This window comes from Mesorhizobium sp. M5C.F.Ca.IN.020.32.2.1, assembly GCF_004023105.1.
In the GTDB taxonomy this organism is placed as follows: domain Bacteria; phylum Pseudomonadota; class Alphaproteobacteria; order Rhizobiales; family Rhizobiaceae; genus Mesorhizobium; species Mesorhizobium wenxiniae.
The window spans coordinates 1-19,414 of the sequence record NZ_RZSX01000014.1; the positions used below are offsets into that span (position 1 = coordinate 1).

Consider the following 19,414-nt stretch of genomic DNA (forward strand, 5'->3'; position numbering starts at 1 on the left):
CGCCTGCTCCCCCAGTCGGTTGTCGTCCAGATCGAGGGATCGAGCTATCGGCTCCGGCAACACGCCGAACTGATACCGGAGCACCTGCGATCAAAAGCCGCCATCACTCCGCCAACCCTCAACCCACCATCGCGCGCGGCCGGCCGCCGAAAAATGGACACCCCGCCGCGACGCCCTGACCGGCCAAACTGGGGAATTTTACTTCGGCACTTCTGGAGAAAATTCAAGCGGCAATGAAAAGCCTGTCCAGTCTCTCGTCGGCCGCCTTGTCGCGCTGGATTGGTCGACGAAATCAATGACCGGCATTATCTGATCGTCGACGGCGTCGACGGTAAAAGCCATGGGATCGACATCGGCAGAGGCAAGCCGATAGAACCGATGCCCGACGGCTGCTTCGTGCGTGTCGCGCCAAGGAACACCGAGCCGAGGCAGGTTGATCGCACCGTCGCCGACATCGCCGCTGCCCATGGGGGGCGCTGCAACGTCGATATCCACCTGAAGCATGATCCATCCGTCACCGAGAGCTTTGCGCAAACGCATGTTCGGCGGCTGGAGGCGATCCGCCGCGCGACCGGCGGCGTCGAGCGAGAGCCGGACGGCACCTGGCTCGTCGCGCCGGACCATCTCGAGCGCGTCACCGATTATGGGCGCCAGCGGGCCAGGGCCGTGCCTGTCGTTATCGACAAGCTCTCATCAATGCCGCTGGAGCTCCAAGTCAGCTTCGACGGCGCCACCTGGCTCGACCGGGACCTGGTTGCCGAGAGACCGGAGGCGTTGCGCGACTCTGGGTTCGGGCGTGAGGTCCAGGAGGCGCAAGCCCGTCGGCGGCAGTGACTGATCGCGCAGGGTCTCGCGAATGAAGAGCAGGATCGGATCGTCTATCGCGCCAACATGCTTTCGATCCTGCGCCAGCGAGAGCTGAACCGTGTTGTTGGCCGACTGTCAGGGGAAGTTGCTGCCCTATGCTGAATTGCGATCCGGAGAACGAGTAGCGGGTACGCTCCGCCGCTCCGTCGAGCTTGCCAGCGGAAAATATACCGTCATTGAAAAGTCGCGCGAGTTCACGCTGGTGTGCCATGGCGGCCTGTGCTTAAGCGGCAGGTTGTGGTGTCCGGAATTCATGCGGGAAGAGGGATTCATGGACCATTGGGCTGCGAAGGAGCGGCCCGAGCGTTTCGTAGCATGACCTCACAGATTCATTGATATGCCTCAGCAACCATCTTGGACCGGCAATAGCGCGTTTGGCGGGGGACGGCCGAGAAAGTTACTTATGCCGCTTGAGCTTCAGCCACAGCATCTTGGATGGGCGCAGCGCGATGAAGGCGCGCTCCATCGAGGCAAGTGGCCCAGCTTGGACCGAATGCATCTCGATCATGGTGTGACCCTGACGGGTTGTTGGGCGGCATACACCCACTTGGATTGCTCAGGCCGACCCTTTGTTCGTCGCCGGCTGGCCGATCGCTCGTCAATGCTCCATTGGTGTGGCGCGTCGTCAACCTGTTTACGCGGGGAGTGGCCGTATGGGACACTTAGCTGTCCAGATTTGCTGCAGGATATGTGCGCGCCCTCCGCCAAAATCGCTGGCTTGCTGCGTTTTCGCGTGCGATTCGCCAATCGGCAGACCAAGTCCCTGTTATAGTTGTGAAGGAACGTCGGGGGCCGCCGAGTCTGACGAAGCGTCCATCCTAACGCAGCCGAAAAAGAGGAAATTCTATGCCTGTCCTGAATCGTGTCGCCGATCTGTTGCCGGATATCGTCGCTTGGCGTCGCGAGATTCACGCGCATCCCGAACTGGGATTTGAGGAGCATCGCACGTCGGCCTTCGTCGCCGATCGCCTGCGCGAATTTGGCTGCGACGAGGTCGTGACCGGCGTCGGCAAGACAGGCGTAGTCGGCGTAATTAGGGGTAAGCGCGGCGGAAGCCATGGAAAACTCAAAGTCATCGGATTGCGCGCTGACATGGATGCGCTGCCGATCGAGGAGGAAACCGATCTGCCCTACGCTTCTAGGAACAAAGGCATCATGCACGCCTGCGGCCACGATGGGCACACTGCGATGCTGTTGGGCGCGGCACGCTACCTGACTGAAACCCGGAATTTTGCCGGCACGGCGGTGATGATTTTCCAGCCGGCGGAAGAACTCAGCACAGGGGCGGTCGCGATGCTTGAGGATGGCCTGATGGAGCGCTTCGAAATCGAGCAGGTCTATGGCATGCACACTAGCCCGGGTTTGCCGATTGGTGCCTTCGGTATCCGGCAAGGTCCAGTAATGGCAGCAACAGACGGTATCGAGATCAAGATTGAAGGCCGCGGCGGCCATCCGGGAATGCCGCATAAATGCATCGACTCAATCTTGGTCGCCGCGCAGCTTATCACGGCCTTACAACAAATCTTGGCTCAGAACGTTGATCCGCTAGAGTCCGCGGGCATTTCTTTTCATTATGTTCATTCGGGCACTCCACAGAGATTCGTTACGCAAAGAGCAGAGGTGCTAGGGAGCATGCGCGCTCTGACGCCGGAAGTGCGTGATCTTGTCAAGAGGCGTATAAGCGAGGTCGTCGCTGGAGTTGCCCAGATGACCGGAGCCACGATTGATCTCACTTTCGGGAAAGGCGAGCTTGTTACTTTCAATCACCCCAAACAAACCGAGCTTGCAACTAGGGTGGCGAACGACGTGGCTGGTGAAGGCAACGTTATTGAGACACCACCCGTTATGGGTGGCGAAGATTTCTGCCACCTGTCGAATGCACGACCAGGTGCCTTCGTTTGGTGCGGCAATGGCGATAGCGCCCAACTCCATCACCCGGCCTATAATTTTAACGACGAGGCAATTCCGTACGGGACATCCTTCTGGATCAAGCTTGTCGAGAACGCGCTGGCTTGAGTTGACGGCCGAGTCGTAGCCGAAACGTTCCGGACGATACGCGTTGTGATCTGCTGGACAGTCATGCGCGGGTATGTCCCTCAGTAATTTTTCCGCCTGGTTACTGAATGGGAAAGACGAAAAGGTCAGTCTCAGCTGTTCAAATGGTAGTGGCCGCAAATCGTGACGAAAAGGATGTAACGAATGACGGAAATAGAAAATAAGGCGCTCGCGTTACGATACTTCGACGGAGAGTGGGAACTTGTTGACAAGGAATGCCGCTGCTTCCTTTCTGGCGATATGCCGTGCTCTGGATGGATGAAAGAGTACGAGAAGAAGGCGCTTGGATCAATCCTAAAGACGGTAGGACCGGTGACGACGACCATCGGCGATATGGTCGCGGAGGGCGACCGTGTCTGGGTAGAGTGGGAGATCAGCGCGAGGCTGACCAACGGAAACACTTATAACAACTGTTACGTCTACATGTTCAGATTCCGAGATAAAAAGATTGTCGAGTTCAAGTCTTTCGTCGACACACTTCATATGTACCGCACGATGGATGCACCGGAGGTGCGCGGAGAGGCCGGCAAACGACAGAGTCCCCTTACGAGCGTGACCGCGCGCATCGTAGCAGATGCCCCTGATCAGATTGATGGCAAGGAATAGGAAAATCGGCGGGCCTGTTCAACCACCCCTAGCAGGGCGGGCATAGCCACGGCTAACGGCGTCTAGGTGCGCAAATCTCAAGAAATCGCAGATTTAATGCACTTTTGCCAGAGGATTAGCGCACGATTGGGGTCCGAAGGCGAATACTCTGGTTTCGGCGCCTACTCAGCGGATTGCTGTCGTTTAAAGCGAGAATTCGAAGGGTCCAGCGTTGGTCTTCGCAGCGAGAGCATAAGTATGAAAAAAAATCTTCGAGCAAATGTGCAAGCTCAGTCTGCCGGGGTGACTATCGATCATCGTGCACGCATTCTGTCGACACTCACGGCAAATTCAATATTGGTGAAATGTTTATCTGTTTTTTGAAGAAGAGGAGAGCTTGAGCCATGCAGTTGAGCGGTGATCAGAAACTGGAAGCTTATCGGCGGATGCTCCGTATCCGCCGGTTCGAAGAGGAGGGTATGCGCCAATTCAAAGCTGGCAAGATTCCTGGTCCGTTCCACGTGAGCATGGGTCAGGAAGCAGCCATAGTCGGGTCCTGCTTGGCTCTTCGGGCCGACGACGCCATGACGGGAACACATCGTTCGCATGGTCATCCGATCGGAAAGGGTGCGCATTTGGACGCTCTCATGGCCGAGGTGATGGGTAAGGAGGGCGGCATTTGCAAGGGGCGCGGGGGTTCGATGCACTTTGCAGACAGATCGGTCGGGATCATAAGCGAATCGGCCATCGTCGGAGGGGGCATTCCTCTCGCCACGGGTTGCGCGTTCAGTGCAATGGTGAGGGGCGTCGACCAGGTTACTCTTTGCTTCTTTGGCGACGGAGCAGTGAACCAGGGCACATTCCATGAGAGCCTGAATATGGCGTCACTCTGGAAGCTTCCTGTCATCTATCTTTGTGAGAACAACGGCTATGCAATCACCACCTCGGTGGCGCGAAGCCACGGTCAGCCCGACATTGCACTGCGGGCAGCGGGCTACGGTATGCCAGGGGTGACGGTTGATGGGCAGGACGTAGGCGCCGTCTATGAAGCTACAGCGCGGGCTGTTACACGCGCTCGCGCGGGCGAGGGACCCACTCTCATAGTAGCCAACACGTACCGGTTCGACGAGCACAGTTTCGGGCTGGTCATCCCGGGGGAGCCTTATCGATCCATCGAAGAAGTCGACACCTACAAGCGCGATCGCGATCCCATCGAACTGTATCGGACTGTGCTCCTCGAAGAAGGCATAAACAAAGGGAGTCTTGGAGAAGTCGAGGAGGAAGTGAGCGAAGCCGTAAAACAGGCTGTAAATTTTGCTTTGGCTAGTCCTTTGCCTCGGCCGGAGACGTTGCCCGACTACCTGTTTAACTCGCCTGTTGCGGCAGCGCGCAGCTAATCCCGAGAGGAATTGATCTACATGCTCAGCGATGCGCAGATACTAGCTACTACCCCCGCCCCCTACGTTCAGATGACCTACCTTGAAGCGCTTGTGCAGGCGCAGATGGAGGAAATGGATCGCGATGAGCGGGTCGTTCTAATGGGAGAGGACATCTCGGTTTATGGGGGTGACAAGCTTGTTGAACGGTTCGGCAAGCATCGGATTTGGGACATGCCTATTTCGGAAGGCAGTTTCACCGGCGTAGGAATCGGAGCTGCTATCAACGGATTGCGACCGATAGTGGATCTCGAATTCGCCAGCTTTGCCTATCTCGCCTCAGATCAGATAATCAATCAGGCTTCGAAATTGCAGTATATGACTGGCGGCCAGATCGACATTCCTATCGTGATTCGTTGCTGTATGTTCTCCACGGGGTCGATGGCGGCGCAGCATGCCGACCGGCCCTATCCATTTTTCATGAATGTGCCAGGTCTTAAGATCATTAGCCCGACCAGCCCCGCTGATATTAAAGGGCTTATGAAATCGGCGATTCGCGATGGCGATCCTGTGCTCGTCTTCGAAGAGAAAAGGCTGTGGCCGCTCAAGGGAAATGTGCCCACAGATCCGGACCTTTTAGTCCCGATTGGCAAAGCGGATGTGAAACGCGTGGGAAGCGATGTTACCCTTATCGCTATCGCAGGCGCCATTCGGCCGGCGCTGGACGCAGTCGAAGCGCTCGCCACGGAAGGTATTTCGGTCGAAGTGATTGACCCACGGACGTTGAAGCCGCTCGACCATGAGACGTTCAAAACTTCCGTTGCCAAGACCGGAAGGCTTGTAATCGTTGAGAACGCTCACCGCGTCTGTAACGTGGGAAGTGAAATCGCTGCGGAGATGGCGGAAGAAGCTTTCGATCTTTTGAAGCGACCGATTCTACGTCTGAGCGCTCCGGACATTCACGTACCCTTCAGTCCGGCCCTCGAGAAGAACTTCTACCCGACGAAGGATAGCATCATCGCCGCCGTACGGCGGCTGCTCTGAGATCCTCGAATACTCTGAATAGATCGGAAGCAAAGATGACAACGGACATTATCCTACCGTCCAGTGGAATGGGTATTGAGGAAGCTACAATCGTTCGCTGGTTGAAGAAGGTCGGCGACGCGGTCAGTGAAGGCGAAATTGTCGTTGAAGTCGAGACTGCCAAGGCCACGGTAGAAATCGAAGCGCCCGCGAGCGGCATTTTGATGACAATCGTTGCACCGGAAGGTGCAACGGTAGAGATCAACGCGGTCATTGGAACGATTGACGCTTGATGTCCGGCTCTTTCACCGAAGTCTCCCTAACGCCATTGCGGAAGGCCATAGCCGCTCGAATGACGAAGGCCACTCAGACGATTCCTCACTTCCGCCTTGTGGCTAACCTAGAAGTTGATGCCCTTTTGCGTTGGCGGGCAGCACTCAACGAAATTGATCCGACCAAAAAAATTTCTCTCAATGATTGTCTCATCAAGGCGGTTGCGATTTCGTTGGTCGACAATCCCTCCCTAAACTGCCAGATGACGGACACGGCGATCCGCCGGTTTCACTGCGCTGACATTTCGGTAGTAGTCGCTGTTGAGGGTGGCCTTTCCACTCCAGTGGTCCGCGGTGCCGAAGCCAAGTCAGTGATAGAAATATCCGCAGAAGTAAAGGATTTCGCAGAGCGAGCAGTCCGCAATGCGCTCAAGCTTAGTGAAATATCCGGCGGTTCATTCAGCATATCGAATCTTGGCGGCTATGGGGTCGAGCAGTTCGACGCCATCATAAACGCACCACAATGTGCCATTCTGGCTATAGGAAGCGCTTCCCCTCGAGTCGTGGCAGATCAACTCGGCGATACCAGAGTGGCGACCGTCCTGACGTGCACACTGTCAGTTGATCACCGCGCGGTCGATGGAGCCGAAGCGAGCAAGTTCTTGCGGAGCTTGCGCGAAGTGGTTTCAGATCCAGAAAGATTGGCGCCGGCTTGAGCGGCCAAATTCGGTTAGGGCGCGCTTCAATAGCTTGAGGTGGCGCGAAGCTGCGGCGCAGCTCTGTCGGTAGCAGGGAAACACCGCTGGCGTCGGATAAGATGGAGGGTCCTATGCTAAACGCGATGGTGAACGGCACGGCGATCCCCGTGGTCGGGCTTGGGACTTGGACGCTTATGGGTGAAGCATGTTCGGAGTTGGTGGCGGACGCACTCTTGCTCGGTTACCGTCATATCGATACCGCAGCATACTACAAGAACGAACGCGCGGTCGGCGAAGGATTGCGATTTTCTGGGATACCCCGTGACGAGATCTTCGTCACGACCAAAGTTCATTATCCTGATATCGCCCCCGGTGACTTAGAGCGATCGGCAGAAGAGAGCCTGAAACGCCTCGGCATGGACACGGTCGACTTGCTGCTCATCCATTGGCCAAATCCGGCCATTCCGCTGACGGGCTCCATCAAGGCTCTGAACGCGGTTCGCAATTCGGGGATGGCACGGCATATCGGCGTGTCGAACTTCCCCAGCGGCCTGCTTGCGGAGGCAGTGCATCTCTCGGACGCCCCACTTTTGGCCAATCAAGTCGAGTATCATCCCTATCTTGACCAGACTAAGCTCCATGTCGCCTGCCGCGCGGCCGGCATGGCGATGGTCGCCTATTGTCCACTTGGTCGAGGCGGAGCCTTGTTCGAGGAGGAGGTGATAGGGGCCGCCTCGAAGCGGCATGGCAAAAGCCCAGCGCAGATCGTATTGCGATGGCATGTTCAGCAGGAAGGTGTGGTCGCCATTCCGCGTGCCGAGCGTAAGGAATGGCTGGCGGAAAACATAGACTTGTTCGACTTCGAGCTTTCCGCTTACGAGATGACGGCTATCTCGCGACTGGGTTCGCGTAATCATCGTATCGAAGATTTCGGTTCGTTGAAATGCGACTCACTGCAGTGGGACCAGCCTGGATAGTAGCCAAGACATCCCGACCCGGATTTATGTCGCGGTGCTGAAAACGTCACGAAGTGAGTTCCGGCCATACACTGCCGGATGAGAGCGAACCAACTGACCTAAGTAAGTTACTTCGGCGAGACCTGACCCATAGGGTGAACAGCGTGGCACCTGAACGGAACGACAAATGGCAATGGACGGGCGGGAGCCGCCATATTGCGGAATCTGGCTAGAATCATACAGTCGACTCTTTCCAAGGGTGCTGCAACTGTGCCGCCGTCAGCCGCACGACACCACGATAATGCCCGGCCAGCAGAAAACACTGGTGCCAGCATAGTTCGCTTTCGCTGATCTCCGTGTTCCCTGACCAGCCCGCCGACTATGGTGTACGCGGCTATCTCGCCTCCAGCACGGCACTGAGGAACTGACGCGTCCGCTCGTTCTGCGGGTTGCCCAAGAGCTGATCGGGCGGGCCCTGCTCGACGATCTTGCCGCCGTAGAAAAAACAGACGCGGTCGGAAAACTCCTTGGCGAAGCCCATCTGGTGCGTGACCATGAGCATGGTGAGGTCATGCTCGGCGCCGAGCTTGCGGATGACGTTGAGCACCTCTCCGATCAGCTCTGGGTCGAGCGCCGAAGTCACCTCGTCGAACAGCATCACCTTGGGCCGCATGGCAAGCGCACGAGCGATCGCCACGCGCTGCTTCTGTCCGCCGGAAAGTTGGATCGGAAAGTGATTCCTCTTGTCGCTGAGCCCCACCATGTCGAGCAGTTCGGCGGCGCGCTCCTCCGCCTGCTTCTTCGGCAGCCCGAGCACGGAAACCGGAGCCTCCATGCAGTTTTGCAGCGCCGTCATGTGGGGAAAGAGATTGAAGTGCTGGAACACCATGCCGATCTTGCTGCGGACACGCCGGAGATGCCGGTCACTCGCAGGGACCAAATGGCCATTCTTCTGCATGTGGGTGAGCGGCTCTCCATCGACCCAAATCACTCCTCCTTGGATTTGTTCCAGCGTCATGAGCATGCGCAGGACTGTGGTCTTGCCAGAGCCCGAAGGACCGATTATGCAAACCTTCTCGTTACGGGCGATGTCGAGATTGAGCTCGTCGAGCACGGTTAGCGCGCCATAGCGCTTTGTAACGTTTTCGAAGCGGACCATGGGTTCGTTCATGACTTTCTCGTTGCACGCGGTCTCGGGATTGTCCAGCACGGTCAGCGACCCATAACTTTTTGCGGCGTTTTCGAAGCGGATTCTGGGTTCGTTCATGACAATACCTCCTATTGCAGCCGATAGCGGCGGTTGAGCCAGATGCTCACCGACTGCACGATCGCAGAAGCGGCCAGACTGAACACGAGAAAGAAGAAGCCGACCATGACAATGGCCTCGGTGTAGCGGTAGTTATTGGCGCCGAAAATCTTCGCCTGCTGCAACATCTCCAGGATGGCGATGGCCGCCAAGATCGGCGTTTCCTTGAACATTCCGACAAAGTAGTTGCCCAGGGCAGGCACAATGGGAGGGATCGCCTGCGGCAGAATGATGGTGCGCCAGGTTCGGATTCGCGACAGATTGAGCGCCGTGCAGGCCTCCCACTGGCCTTCTTCAACCGCCAGGATGCCGGCGCGATACACCTCTGAGCAATAAGCGGCGTAGTGGATGCCGAGCATGCTGATGCCGGCGGTCCAGGCGGGGATGAGGATGCCGAATTGCGGTCCGACGAAATAGACGAAGAACACCTGCAGCAGCAGAGGCGTGGAGCGGATGAACTCCACAACCTCTGTCATGGCTGTAGACACGTAGCGGTTCGGCGACTGGCGGATCAGCGCGATGATTAGGCCTAGCACCAGAGCGATTGCGAAGCTCAGTACCGTGGCCTGAACCGTGACGATCGCGCCGCGATAGAGATACGGCAACGCTTCCCAGACGTAGGACCAGTCCCATTTGCTCATACCAGGGCCTCCCGCACGAAGCCACTTGAGAGACGGCGCTCCAACCACCGCACGAGGGGAGTGATCAGCGCACGCGCGATGAAGTAGTAGCCAAACAGCGCCACCGCGAAGAACAGCAGGTAGTTGCCGGTGGCGTCGGCTGCCAGCTTGGAGGCGGTGGTGAACTCGGTAATGGTGATGAAGAAGACGAGCGAGGTCGACTTAAGCAGCTCGATCAGCAGGTTGCCCGAGGGCGGTAGCATACTCCGGATCGCCTGTGGCACTACGATGCGGCGCATCATGGTGAGGCGCGGGAAGTTGAGCGCAGTACTCGCTTCATATTGGCCGCGGTCGACAGCCTGGATTGCGGCACGCACCACCTCGGCGAGGTAGGCAGAGTAGTTCATGCCAATGCCGAAGATGGCGACTGCCCACGGCGAAAGAGCAACGCCAAAGAAAGGCAGCACAAAGAACAACAAGTAAACTTGCACCAGCAGCGAAGTTCCGCGAAAGAATTCGAGATAGGCAACGGCTAACCATCGCAGCGGCCAAAGGGAGGAGACCCGAATTAAACCGGCAATAAGCCCGAGCACCACTGCAACCAGAGAAGCCCCGATGGTTACGACAACGGTGATCAGGAGACCGTGGGCGAGCGCTAAAACGCTGAAGTTAAGAGAGAATTCGTCCATGTTTCTATCCAGTTTTTACGCTCCCCGGCCGAGGCCGGGGAGACGCACCAGGATTTGAGAGGAACGGTTATGCTAAGCCTTACGATTTGCAGAGATCGGCAGTCTTGCTCCCGTCCGGCAAAAGCGACTTATCGTATCCGTACTTGCTGACCAATGACATCATCTCATCAGAGCCGATATAATCCTTCATCACCTCGTTGATTGCGTCGACTGTGTCCTGCTCGCCTTGAGGGAATGCGAACGCAGGATAGCCGGGTTTATAGTTTGGTTTGAAAGGGTCGGCGAGCTCGAGTGAATCATCGTTGCGGATCGCGCCTTTGATTCCCAGATATTCACCACCCCCGGCATCGGCGCGACCAGACTTGACTGCCTGGGCTATTTCTACATAACCGGCGACCTGCATGATCTTATCGTCTGGGATGCCGGTGTCTTGCGCTCTTTTCACGTCGGCATATCCGGCACCAGTAACAAAGATCAGCCCCTTGTCACGAATATCTGGCAAGGAATGCACCCCTTTGGGGTTGCCTTTGGGTACCACAAGACCGCCGTAGACCGTCCCGAACGGATTAGTGAATAGCACGTTGCGGCAGCGCTGAGGCAAAACGAACATCGCACTGGTGATCACATCGATCCGGCCTCCCTGCATGGCGGGGATAAGCGATCCCCACTCCATGTCCACTGGTTCGAACTTTGTCGCCCCCAGTTTCTTCAGGAGCTCCATCACCAAAACGTTGCCGATGCCCAGCATCTCGTTGTTCTCTCCCTTGAACGACCATGCGGTGTCAGTGGAGAAGCCGATGCGGACCGGCCCGCCGTTCTTGATTCTGTCGAGCAGCGCCCCCGCCCAGGCGGAGCCAGCCAACGAGGCCATCGCCACCGCAGTAATGCCGAGAGCGGCCATTCCCCTCAGAACTGCACGTCTCAGGGGATCAGTTGGGCCTGTGGGGTGTTGATCCTTGATCATAGATTCCTCCTTGTTTTTCGCGCTACCCCACTAAACAGGTGAGGACAGCGGTCTTCCCATCGTCATGCCGGTTATGATAACGCTTAGAGCACTCCATTTCGCGCGAATCTGGCCCGTAGGCGCAGGAAACCGGCGATTCAGGCGCCATTCACGCCTTCTGTGCCATCTCCGTTGGATTGGGAGGCTGCCGATCGTGATCTCCCACTAGGCATCCTTGGCCGGCACTCTGGTGGCGCATCTCAAAGCCGTGTTCGGCAGCAGTGGATCGTGCTTTTAGGTGGGGTACGCGATGTGCATGACCTTTTACACTTCGTTCTGCAGCCGGCGCTCGCGCACGGGTGTCAGGCGGCGCCATCTTCTCGTTGCCTCGATCACGGCATCACGGCGTCGGCAACGCATCGTGATGTTCGCCGGACGGGGTGTGATTATCATATGAATAAGGCGAGCTTTCTTCCTTGCCCAAAAGGGCTTCTCCCCGACAGGCTCGCCCTTATCCCCGCCGCGGGGTGAAGCGGGAGTCCGGGTCCTTGAGCGTTGCAGAGGCGGGTCCCGAAAAGCCTCATATCCGTTGGCACTCGTGCCGCGCGCCAGGATCGCCCCCCGTCTTTGAATCTGCGGGTTTGCGCAGCAGCTTCTGCACCCCGCCCACGACACTCAGATTGCGATCTGCAAGCGTGGCCGGCTGCAGATCAGAACCCGACTGGGATAAGGCGGGATGGGTGAACGGGCGATTGCTCGGAATACTGGCCGGCTTGCGTAGAATGCGCCGGCGTGAAGCCGATCAGGACGAGAGTATCGTCGATCTACAGTAGGTCGCAGAATTCTGCGTCACCACCCTCTCCCCGAACACGGCTTAAGGATTAAGAGATCGGCTCGCGCTTTTGGACTCCACCGTTTTGAGACCGGCGACGCCCGCAATCGATAGGCTACCAAACGTGCGCTTCCGCGAAAGCAGCTAACCAGATTACGCAACCAGGCGGCTACTGCCCCCGTCCATCGTTATTGTTGTTCCGTTCAGATATCTCGCGCCGTCCCCCACAATGAATGCGATTAGTTCCGCAAGCTCATTGGCTGTTCCGATCCGTCCCAAGGGATTGGCCGCAGCAATCCTTCCAGTGGCGGACTGTCGATCGAGTCCCTCGTCAACCATAATTTCCTCAATTCTCCTGCGCATCCTGCCGGTGTCAAAGTATCCTGGCGCTACAACATTTACGCGAACGCCACTTCCTGCAAGAGTATCAGCAAGGTGCTTGGCGACTACTGCTATCCCGGCTCGCATGACATTCGACGCAACCCTGTGGTCGGTCGCTTCGTGGATACCGGCCGACGTCACATAGACGATATCCCCCCCACGCTCCGACGCTTTCATCACTTTGGCTGCGGCTCGCGACAGCCGCACTGCACTCAGTAGCAACATCTCGTATGACTCATCCCAATCGTCGTCACTTAAAGTGTCGATAGTTCCGTATGGCGCGTGGCCAGAATTCACGACGAGGCAATCAACGCCTCCCAACAGATTGAGTGTACGATCGAACAAAGTGTCAACATCTGATCGTCGCGATAGATCTGCAACGATACCATGAGCAACTTCGCATCTCGATTTGTCCCTCAGTTCGGCAACAGCTTTATCCAAGTCCGGCTGATTTCGCCCGCAAATGACCACCTGCGCTCCATCTTGCCCAAGTCTATTTGCAATTGCGAACCCTAGACCTTTGCTGGCAGCAGTGACGAGAACCCTTCGGGTACTTCTATGCATTTGATGCCCTCTCAAATTGGCAGCTGTATTCGTGTAAACGTGCGATCAATTAACATGCTCAACGGTCACGATAACAGCGGGACCTCAAGCTGAGCCAACCCGAATATGAGCTTTTCCAGGATCGTGCGCGTCGCGGCCGCCGCAAGCAATTTGGACCTTTCGATATAGATCATGGCTGCCGAGATGCGGGTGAGATCCCTGGTTTTTGCGTTACATGTCGCGGGAACAAGCAACGCGATCCGGCCGGAGATCATATCGAATTCTACCTGACAACCTACACCTTCATTGCTGCTCCCGCTCGTGCAGTATGGCGTCGCTCATCTTCTCGGCAACCATAATCGTAGGGATGTTCGTATTTGCTCGCGGGCAGAATGGCATCACGGACGCATCGGCGATTCTTAAACCTGATAGTCCATGAACGCGGCCTGACGGATCCGTTACGCTGGTGGGATCCTGAGCAGATCCCATTCTGCACGTTGAAGTTGGATGAAAGTTCCCAAAAACATTCTGTCGAACAAAGCGGTCTAGAAGCTCGTCGTTGGTTAGGAGGTCTGAGATGCTGCGGCCATCTGTGATTGCGAATCTGATAAGGCTTCGACGAAGCGACGAGGAACTATCCATAAGCCCGGCGAGAAGGGATGTGAGACCGTAGTTCAAACGGTTGTACTTACCTATGCGCTTTGCTCGTCCGGTCCAGGTGGAAGGAAATGGGTCCAGCGCAATATTCACCAAAGCCTTGTGATTGATCAGTCGTGCAACGAATCTAAACGCGCTTTTCAGCCGCTGCGCGTCGCGTTCGTCGCTCAACATGTCAAAATTAACTTCTGGCTCAGCGAGATGAGAGGGACTTACGAGCGAAACAGTTCCTGTCGAGTAGACGCGATTAACCCAGAAATTGAGCGTCCCTAGACGTTGGCCAACGGGATGCCAGGCAGACTTTGCCAGAACCGAGACGGCCATATCGGTAAGGGGGCAACCGTCGTGACCGGATGAATATCGAGCATGCATCTGGATATATCCTGTCGCGGTCGGCAACATCCTATCCTTCGGTTTCAAGTACGCCGATATGGCGACCCCGGCGTGCTCCTGCAGATTTTTTCCGACCCCTTCAACGTCTGCGATGACTTGAATACCGAGTTTTGATAGAGCCTTACCTGGGCCAATCCCGGATCGCATCAATATCGCCGGTGAATGAATAGCGCCAGCACATAAGATCACCGTTTGAGCTCTATAGGATAGTTGGCCAGTTTTACTATCAGTATCCACACCCGTTACCTGGCGACACGAAAAGGTTAACTTTACGACCGTGGTCTCAGGCAATATTATTAGGTTAGGCCGAGCGCGGACACTCTCTGGCAAATAGGCCATCGCAGCTGATACGCGGCGACGGGCGAGATTTGTGAGTGGAACAACTGAGTGGCCATCGCGGAACTCACCGTTGAAGTCTGGCCGGTAGGGTATATTCTCGTCTTCAAAAGCAGTCGACACCGCGTTGACGAACCCTGACCACTCTCCCTTATCGGCACGGCTAATCGGCAGCGGCCCGCTATTGCCGTGGAAGCGATCGCGAAAGTCCAGATCGCATTCAAGCCGGCGGAAATATGGCAGGACGCCTTCCCAATCCCAACCCGTTGCCCCGGTGGACGCCCACTCATCATAATCGGCAGGGCCGCCCCGGTTAGCGACCTGAGCGTTGATACTGGAGCCTCCTCCAATGACACGAGCTTGCTCATAGTGGACACGTCGGTTGCTAGTTCGCGCAACCGCTGCGGTCAGCGACGGCCATTGGTACCGTTGGTTATAGTAAGCTCGCGTAGGGTTGCCATCGAGGATATCATCAGGGATAGCGTGCGGGGGAAAGTCAGGACCAGCCTCTATGAGCAGGACGCGACTGCCATTGGCCGACAACCTGTTGGCCATGACGCATCCGGATGAGCCGCCACCCACAATTATATAGTCGAAAAGCAACGACCCCTCCCATCTTGCGAGAGAAAAATAAGCACAATTCCACAGTGAGACCTGCAAAGAGAGCCGTTATTAGCAGGGAAGCTGCAATCTTCTGTGGTGTCCGCAGAATGTGCTCTTCGGCTGTAGTCCTACGTAGAGATGCCAATTTCCCCCGCCAGCACTGAAGGAGTCTTATAACCATCGAACCCAGCCTCAACCGAGACGCGGGCGAGTTTTACCCGCACACGACCTCAGTTTTTTCGGGAGCGATTGCACGAACTCGCACTGCTGCCGATAGTGTGCGTGCTAGCGCATTGCGCGTGGCCACGACGCATTCATCGCGAAGGCGCCACGCGAGCAAAGCACGGAGAAGCATGCCGCAATTATCTCGACTTCTTGCAGTTCTAGCTCGGTGGAATAATCAATCGATGGCCTATCTCACCGCTACGGCTGAACAAGATCGCTTAACGCAATTGCCTGAGAAGGTCCCTGATCGCGCGTGACGGTGCGGCTCTGGGCCCTGCTGCCTTCACCGGATGATGGCGGCGAGATTCGGATGCCGATATTTCTCGTCTGGACGTAGCCATCAAGTGCTTCCTGCCCCTTTTCCCGGCCGTAGCCAGACTGCTTCACTCCCCCGAACGGTGTTTCTACGCCGCCGACGTACCACCCATTCACGTACACTTGGCCGGCCCAAAGGCGATCGGCGCACCACAGAGCACGGTCAATATCCCGCGTGAACACGCCAGCTGCCAACCCTTGATCGGTATCGTTGGCTAGTTCGATCCCCGTAGCTGGGTCATCGAAAACAGTTACCGCGAGAACGGGACCGAATACTTCTTTCTGGAAGAGATTACTGTCTCGCGTGACATCTGCAAAAACAGTAGCGGCCATGAAATAGCCGCTCCGCTCCGAAAGTGCGGCTCCACCGGTTACCGCCCGTGCCCCCTCCAAAAGGGCAATCTCACACGCTTCCGTGACCCCCTTGCGCTGCTTCTTGGAGATCATGGGTGTGAGGTCACAATTTTCTCGCCCCGGACCAACGGTTAATCCTTCGACGCAAACCTTCACTTTCTCCAATAATTCGTCTGCGATCGATCGTTGGACGAGCAGTCTTGTTAAGTTGTTGCAATTCTGGCCGGCGTTCAAATAGGTTCCGATACGCACCGCGTCTACCACGGCATCGAGATCCGCGTCGGAATACACGACTGCAGCTGACTTGCCGCCCAGTTCCATGATACAGGGAACGATGCGTTCCGAGGCGGCCTTGAGCACCGTTCGCCCAGTTGCCGTGGATCCCGTGAAGACGATGTGACGAACATCGGGATGCTCGATCAGCGCTTGGCCAGCGGTCTGGCCGTAACCGGTGATCACATTTACGGCTCCGGCAGGCAACCCCGCGGTTTCACAGGCGCGCGCAAACTCGACCCCAGACAGGGGTGCCAATTCCGGAGACTTCACCACGACTGAGTTGCCAGTGGCAATGGCGCAAGCAAGCGAACGAGCCATTAGTTCAAGAGGGCCATTCCAGGGCACGATCTGGGCCGACACACCGAAGGGGCTCCTGACGGTGTAGTCGACAAACTCGGCGCCGCGAGGGATCGATCGACCTTCAAGCTTATCGGCCAGGCCGGCATAGTAGCGAAGGTAGCGTATAGCTGTGCGAACCTCACCCCGGGCAAGATCCAACGCCTTGCCCGTCTCGATGCAGTTAATGGTCGCGATCTCCTCGCTCCGCGCCTCGAGCGCGTCTGCCACACGAAATAGCATTTGTCCCCGGTCGTAGGGATGCATGTCTATCAGAACGCGGTCGCGAAAAACGCGGTTGGCGGCAGCAACGGCGAGATGAACTTCTTCAGGTCCCGCCTCCGCAACGACCGCAATGGTCTCCCCATTAGAGGGGTCATCAACCTCAATCCGTCCGCCGGACGAAGAATCTCTCCACTCTCCGTCTATATAATTCTTGACTACTTCTGCGCCAGCCATCGAAAAATCCTCCACACTTACCTATCATCCACGCAGAAGTACTGACGTGCGGCACAGTCCGTATGGTTTGGCGATGCCAAAGCGGAAACGCATTCGGACTGCCTGAGCATCGAACTGACCTGCGAAGACAAATGCAGACCGATCGGTGCTGCTTTTGTCGTACGCCTCTTCTGTCAGCTACTTGCCGCCGTGCTGTCCTGCACCGTTCGTACGCAGTCGCGGATGATTGACAAGCCCCGACGCAGATCAGCCTCGGCTATAGTGAGGGCCGGCATGAACTTTAGTACTTCACCATATGAACCAGCGGTTTCTAAGACCAAACGTCGAGCGAAGGCCTCCTTCGAAACGCGCGCAGGCAATGAGTGATCCTTTGGTGAAACGAGCCCATACATCAGGCCGCGGCCTCGTACGCTCAGCCCGAGTCCTTGGTGATCGGCGGCAATAGATGCAAGCTCGGTAGCTAGGATCTCAGATTTCCGCGCAATCTCATCCTCAAACTTTGAATCGGACCAGTAAGTTTCAAGTGCCGCGCGAGCAGTGACGAAAGCCAAATTGTTGCCCCGGAATGTCCCGGTATGGGCGGCGGGCTTCCAAACGTCCAGGTCGGGCTTGATTAGAACAAGAGCCATCGGCGTCCCGTATGCCGACAACGACTTGGACAAGGTAACGATGTCTGGCACGATGCCAGATGGTTCGAAGCTGAAAAACTTCCCCGTGCGTCCGACACCAGCCTGGATGTCATCCAGGATCAATACAATCCCATGCCGCGAAGTTAGCTCACGCAACCGCCGCAACCATTCAACACTGGCAGGATTGATACCTCCTTCGCCTTGAACTGCCTCGAGGATCACCGCGGCAGGGGTATCAAAACCGCTTGACGGATCGGCGAGAAGCTTCTCAAGATAGTCGATCGTGTCGAATGATTCCCCGAGATAACCCTCGTATGGCAACGACGTCACGTGGGCCAGCGGAAAGCCCGCGGCTGCCCTCATATCTTTATTGCCGGTGGCCGCCAACGATCCGGCGCTGACCCCGTGATACGACCCCGTAAACGACACAATATTTGACCGGCCCGTTACCTGACGAGCCAGCTTCAGCGCCGCCTCCACGGCATTGGCACCTGTAGGACCCGTGAACTGCAGCTTGTATGTCAGGCCACGCGGCTTCAGGATATAGCGCTCGAAAGCTTCAATAAATCCCTTCTTGGCTGTTGTAGCGAGATCAAGGCTGTGCACGATGCCATCGCGCTCAATATAGTCTAGCAACGCCTGCTTAAAGGCTGGGTTGTTATGGCCGTAGTTGAGCGCACCCGCTCCACCGAAGAAATCTAAGTATTCCTGACCGTCTGCCGCTGTGAGTGTCGTGCCAACACCCCGATCGAATAGGACCGGAAATGAGCGGACGTAGCTACGCACTTCAGACTCCAAGCGGTCGAAGAGTGCGAGGCTAACATCTTTGGCAATCTGGTTCATAAAGGCGGACTCCTTCGAGTTGGGCAGCCTGTAAGGCTAGTGGCCGGTTCAAATGTGAAGAGGACGGCCAGTGCCGTTTCTTGTAACATACCGGGTCCCGCAGCCCGGGTTGAGCGAAATATCGACCGGTAACCGCAGGAAATCAGCGTTCTATAGCCGGTTGCGCAGATTTCGAACAATTTGGCTCGTTGTGCCGGGTTGGCCAGCTACCAAACGGGCGGATGGCTCGCTAAGGATCTCCGTGAGGAAGCCGAGCGCGACGCCTCCGATGATGCCGAAGCGATCAGCTTGCGATTGGGCAAAGACCCAAACGAGGTTCGAACGCGCATGCCTGATCACGACAGAGCAGGTTTGACGCCGGTCTCCTCGTTCAATCGATGACGCCGCGTTTGTCATGGCAATTGGTGATTAATTCCGCGATCTCCTTTCCGTCAATCCGGATGCCATCTCAGCCCATCCTTTCGGAACGGTGAGAACCGGGGCTTGCCGGGAAAACGACGGTTCGGTTCCCATTGATGAAGGTGCGATAGTGGATATGCGCGTGGATAGCGCGGGCCAATACTTGGCTTTCCACATCGCGGCCGATGGAAACGTAATTCTCAGTGCTCTGCGCATGTGTGATACGGGCAACGTCTTGCTCGATGATCGGACCCTCATCGAGATCAGCGGTAACGTCATGCGCCGTAGCGCCAATCAGCTTCACGCCGCGCTCGAAAGCCTGTTTGTAGGGGTTGGCGCCCTTGAAGGACGGCAGGAATGAATGATGAATGTTGATGATCCGGCCGGACATCTTCTGGCAGAGCGCATCGGAGAGTATTTGCATGTATCGCGCGAGCACGACG

The 19,414-nt window shown here is 56.7% G+C and carries 18 protein-coding genes and 1 pseudogene; 10 read left to right on the forward strand and 9 right to left on the reverse strand.

Annotated features, from left to right (window positions below):
• The 10 genes and pseudogenes from EOA86_RS39870 to EOA86_RS01490 form a co-directional block, all read left to right on the forward strand.
• A pseudogene (locus EOA86_RS39870) lies at positions 1-179 on the forward strand (AAA family ATPase); the annotation flags it as partial.
• A 100-nt stretch (positions 180-279) separates the two neighbouring features.
• Positions 280-834 (forward strand): DUF3363 domain-containing protein, encoded by a 555-nt coding sequence (locus EOA86_RS41105; RefSeq protein ID WP_268931336.1) that lies wholly within the window; start codon positions 280-282, stop codon positions 832-834.
• Positions 835-925: 91 nt separating this feature from the next.
• Positions 926-1,186 (forward strand): DUF3363 domain-containing protein, encoded by a 261-nt coding sequence (locus EOA86_RS41110; RefSeq protein ID WP_280141224.1) that lies wholly within the window; start codon positions 926-928, stop codon positions 1,184-1,186.
• 527 nt (positions 1,187-1,713) lie between these two features.
• On the forward strand, positions 1,714-2,883 hold the full coding sequence (locus EOA86_RS01460; protein WP_091598685.1) for an amidohydrolase: 1,170 nt from the start codon (positions 1,714-1,716) through the stop codon (positions 2,881-2,883).
• 183 nt (positions 2,884-3,066) lie between these two features.
• Positions 3,067-3,528, forward strand: a complete 462-nt coding sequence (locus EOA86_RS01465; RefSeq protein WP_091598688.1) for a nuclear transport factor 2 family protein — start codon at positions 3,067-3,069, stop codon at positions 3,526-3,528.
• 458 nt (positions 3,529-3,986) lie between these two features.
• Positions 3,987-4,904 (forward strand): thiamine pyrophosphate-dependent dehydrogenase E1 component subunit alpha, encoded by a 918-nt coding sequence (locus EOA86_RS01470; protein ID WP_245497075.1) that lies wholly within the window; start codon positions 3,987-3,989, stop codon positions 4,902-4,904.
• Between the two features lie 21 nt (positions 4,905-4,925).
• On the forward strand, positions 4,926-5,927 hold the full coding sequence (locus EOA86_RS01475) for a pyruvate dehydrogenase complex E1 component subunit beta (RefSeq protein ID WP_128340516.1): 1,002 nt from the start codon (positions 4,926-4,928) through the stop codon (positions 5,925-5,927).
• Between the two features lie 35 nt (positions 5,928-5,962).
• Complete coding sequence (locus EOA86_RS01480; protein WP_091598694.1) at positions 5,963-6,199, forward strand: biotin/lipoyl-containing protein; 237 nt, start codon at positions 5,963-5,965, stop codon at positions 6,197-6,199.
• The gene (locus EOA86_RS01485) at positions 6,199-6,894 is read left to right on the forward strand and encodes a 2-oxo acid dehydrogenase subunit E2 (RefSeq protein WP_091598696.1); all 696 of its coding nucleotides are present in this window, start codon (positions 6,199-6,201) and stop codon (positions 6,892-6,894) included. The genes EOA86_RS01480 and EOA86_RS01485 overlap by 1 nt, the downstream gene beginning before the upstream one ends.
• Positions 6,895-7,019: 125 nt before the next feature.
• Positions 7,020-7,853 carry an aldo/keto reductase gene (locus EOA86_RS01490; RefSeq protein WP_245497074.1) on the forward strand — a complete coding sequence of 278 codons (834 nt, stop codon included), beginning with the start codon at positions 7,020-7,022 and terminating at the stop codon, positions 7,851-7,853.
• 373 nt (positions 7,854-8,226) lie between these two features.
• Here the strand turns inward: EOA86_RS01490 and ehuA are convergent, their stop codons facing one another.
• The 9 genes from ehuA to EOA86_RS01535 all read right to left on the reverse strand — a co-directional run.
• Positions 8,227-9,003: an ectoine/hydroxyectoine ABC transporter ATP-binding protein EhuA gene (ehuA, locus tag EOA86_RS01495; protein WP_280141226.1), complete on the reverse strand. Its 777-nt coding sequence runs from the start codon at positions 9,001-9,003 to the stop codon at positions 8,227-8,229.
• A 107-nt stretch (positions 9,004-9,110) separates the two neighbouring features.
• A complete protein-coding gene (gene ehuD / locus EOA86_RS01500) occupies positions 9,111-9,779 on the reverse strand; it encodes an ectoine/hydroxyectoine ABC transporter permease subunit EhuD (protein ID WP_091598702.1) in 669 nt (222 codons plus the stop codon).
• Positions 9,776-10,447, reverse strand: a complete 672-nt coding sequence (gene ehuC, locus EOA86_RS01505) for an ectoine/hydroxyectoine ABC transporter permease subunit EhuC (protein ID WP_091598705.1) — start codon at positions 10,445-10,447, stop codon at positions 9,776-9,778. The genes ehuD and ehuC overlap by 4 nt, the downstream gene beginning before the upstream one ends.
• 79 nt (positions 10,448-10,526) lie before the next feature.
• A complete protein-coding gene (locus EOA86_RS01510) occupies positions 10,527-11,411 on the reverse strand; it encodes a transporter substrate-binding domain-containing protein (protein WP_236473027.1) in 885 nt (294 codons plus the stop codon).
• 964 nt (positions 11,412-12,375) lie between these two features.
• Positions 12,376-13,167: an SDR family oxidoreductase gene (locus tag EOA86_RS01515; protein WP_091598711.1), complete on the reverse strand. Its 792-nt coding sequence runs from the start codon at positions 13,165-13,167 to the stop codon at positions 12,376-12,378.
• 282 nt (positions 13,168-13,449) lie between these two features.
• Positions 13,450-15,135, reverse strand: a complete 1,686-nt coding sequence (locus EOA86_RS01520; protein WP_091598717.1) for a GMC family oxidoreductase N-terminal domain-containing protein — start codon at positions 15,133-15,135, stop codon at positions 13,450-13,452.
• A gap of 423 nt (positions 15,136-15,558) precedes the next feature.
• Complete coding sequence (locus tag EOA86_RS01525) at positions 15,559-17,100, reverse strand: aldehyde dehydrogenase family protein (RefSeq protein WP_091598720.1); 1,542 nt, start codon at positions 17,098-17,100, stop codon at positions 15,559-15,561.
• A gap of 173 nt (positions 17,101-17,273) precedes the next feature.
• Positions 17,274-18,572, reverse strand: coding sequence for a diaminobutyrate--2-oxoglutarate transaminase (ectB, locus tag EOA86_RS01530; RefSeq protein ID WP_091598723.1), 1,299 nt, complete (start codon positions 18,570-18,572; stop codon positions 17,274-17,276).
• A gap of 448 nt (positions 18,573-19,020) precedes the next feature.
• Positions 19,021-19,414: formyltransferase family protein (locus tag EOA86_RS01535; RefSeq protein ID WP_281035623.1), on the reverse strand; the 394-nt coding region annotated here is incomplete at its 5' end.

Excerpts from the sequence above, each read along its gene's own strand:
- EOA86_RS01475 (WP_128340516.1), top strand. The coding sequence starts at position 4,926 with ATGCTCAGCGATGCGCAGATACTAGCTACTACCCCCGCCCCCTACGTT.
- ehuC (WP_091598705.1), bottom strand. The coding sequence starts at position 10,447 with ATGGACGAATTCTCTCTTAACTTCAGCGTTTTAGCGCTCGCCCACGGT.
- ehuD (WP_091598702.1), bottom strand. The coding sequence starts at position 9,779 with ATGAGCAAATGGGACTGGTCCTACGTCTGGGAAGCGTTGCCGTATCTC.
- EOA86_RS01515 (WP_091598711.1), bottom strand. The coding sequence starts at position 13,167 with ATGCATAGAAGTACCCGAAGGGTTCTCGTCACTGCTGCCAGCAAAGGT.
- EOA86_RS01485 (WP_091598696.1), top strand. The coding sequence starts at position 6,199 with ATGTCCGGCTCTTTCACCGAAGTCTCCCTAACGCCATTGCGGAAGGCC.
- EOA86_RS01525 (WP_091598720.1), bottom strand. The coding sequence starts at position 17,100 with ATGGCTGGCGCAGAAGTAGTCAAGAATTATATAGACGGAGAGTGGAGA.
- EOA86_RS01480 (WP_091598694.1), top strand. The coding sequence starts at position 5,963 with ATGACAACGGACATTATCCTACCGTCCAGTGGAATGGGTATTGAGGAA.
- ehuA (WP_280141226.1), bottom strand. The coding sequence starts at position 9,003 with ATGAACGAACCCATGGTCCGCTTCGAAAACGTTACAAAGCGCTATGGC.
- EOA86_RS01470 (WP_245497075.1), top strand. The coding sequence starts at position 3,987 with ATGCGCCAATTCAAAGCTGGCAAGATTCCTGGTCCGTTCCACGTGAGC.
- EOA86_RS01490 (WP_245497074.1), top strand. The coding sequence starts at position 7,020 with ATGGTGAACGGCACGGCGATCCCCGTGGTCGGGCTTGGGACTTGGACG.
- ectB (WP_091598723.1), bottom strand. The coding sequence starts at position 18,572 with ATGAACCAGATTGCCAAAGATGTTAGCCTCGCACTCTTCGACCGCTTG.
- EOA86_RS01465 (WP_091598688.1), top strand. The coding sequence starts at position 3,067 with ATGACGGAAATAGAAAATAAGGCGCTCGCGTTACGATACTTCGACGGA.
- EOA86_RS01460 (WP_091598685.1), top strand. The coding sequence starts at position 1,714 with ATGCCTGTCCTGAATCGTGTCGCCGATCTGTTGCCGGATATCGTCGCT.
- EOA86_RS01510 (WP_236473027.1), bottom strand. The coding sequence starts at position 11,411 with ATGATCAAGGATCAACACCCCACAGGCCCAACTGATCCCCTGAGACGT.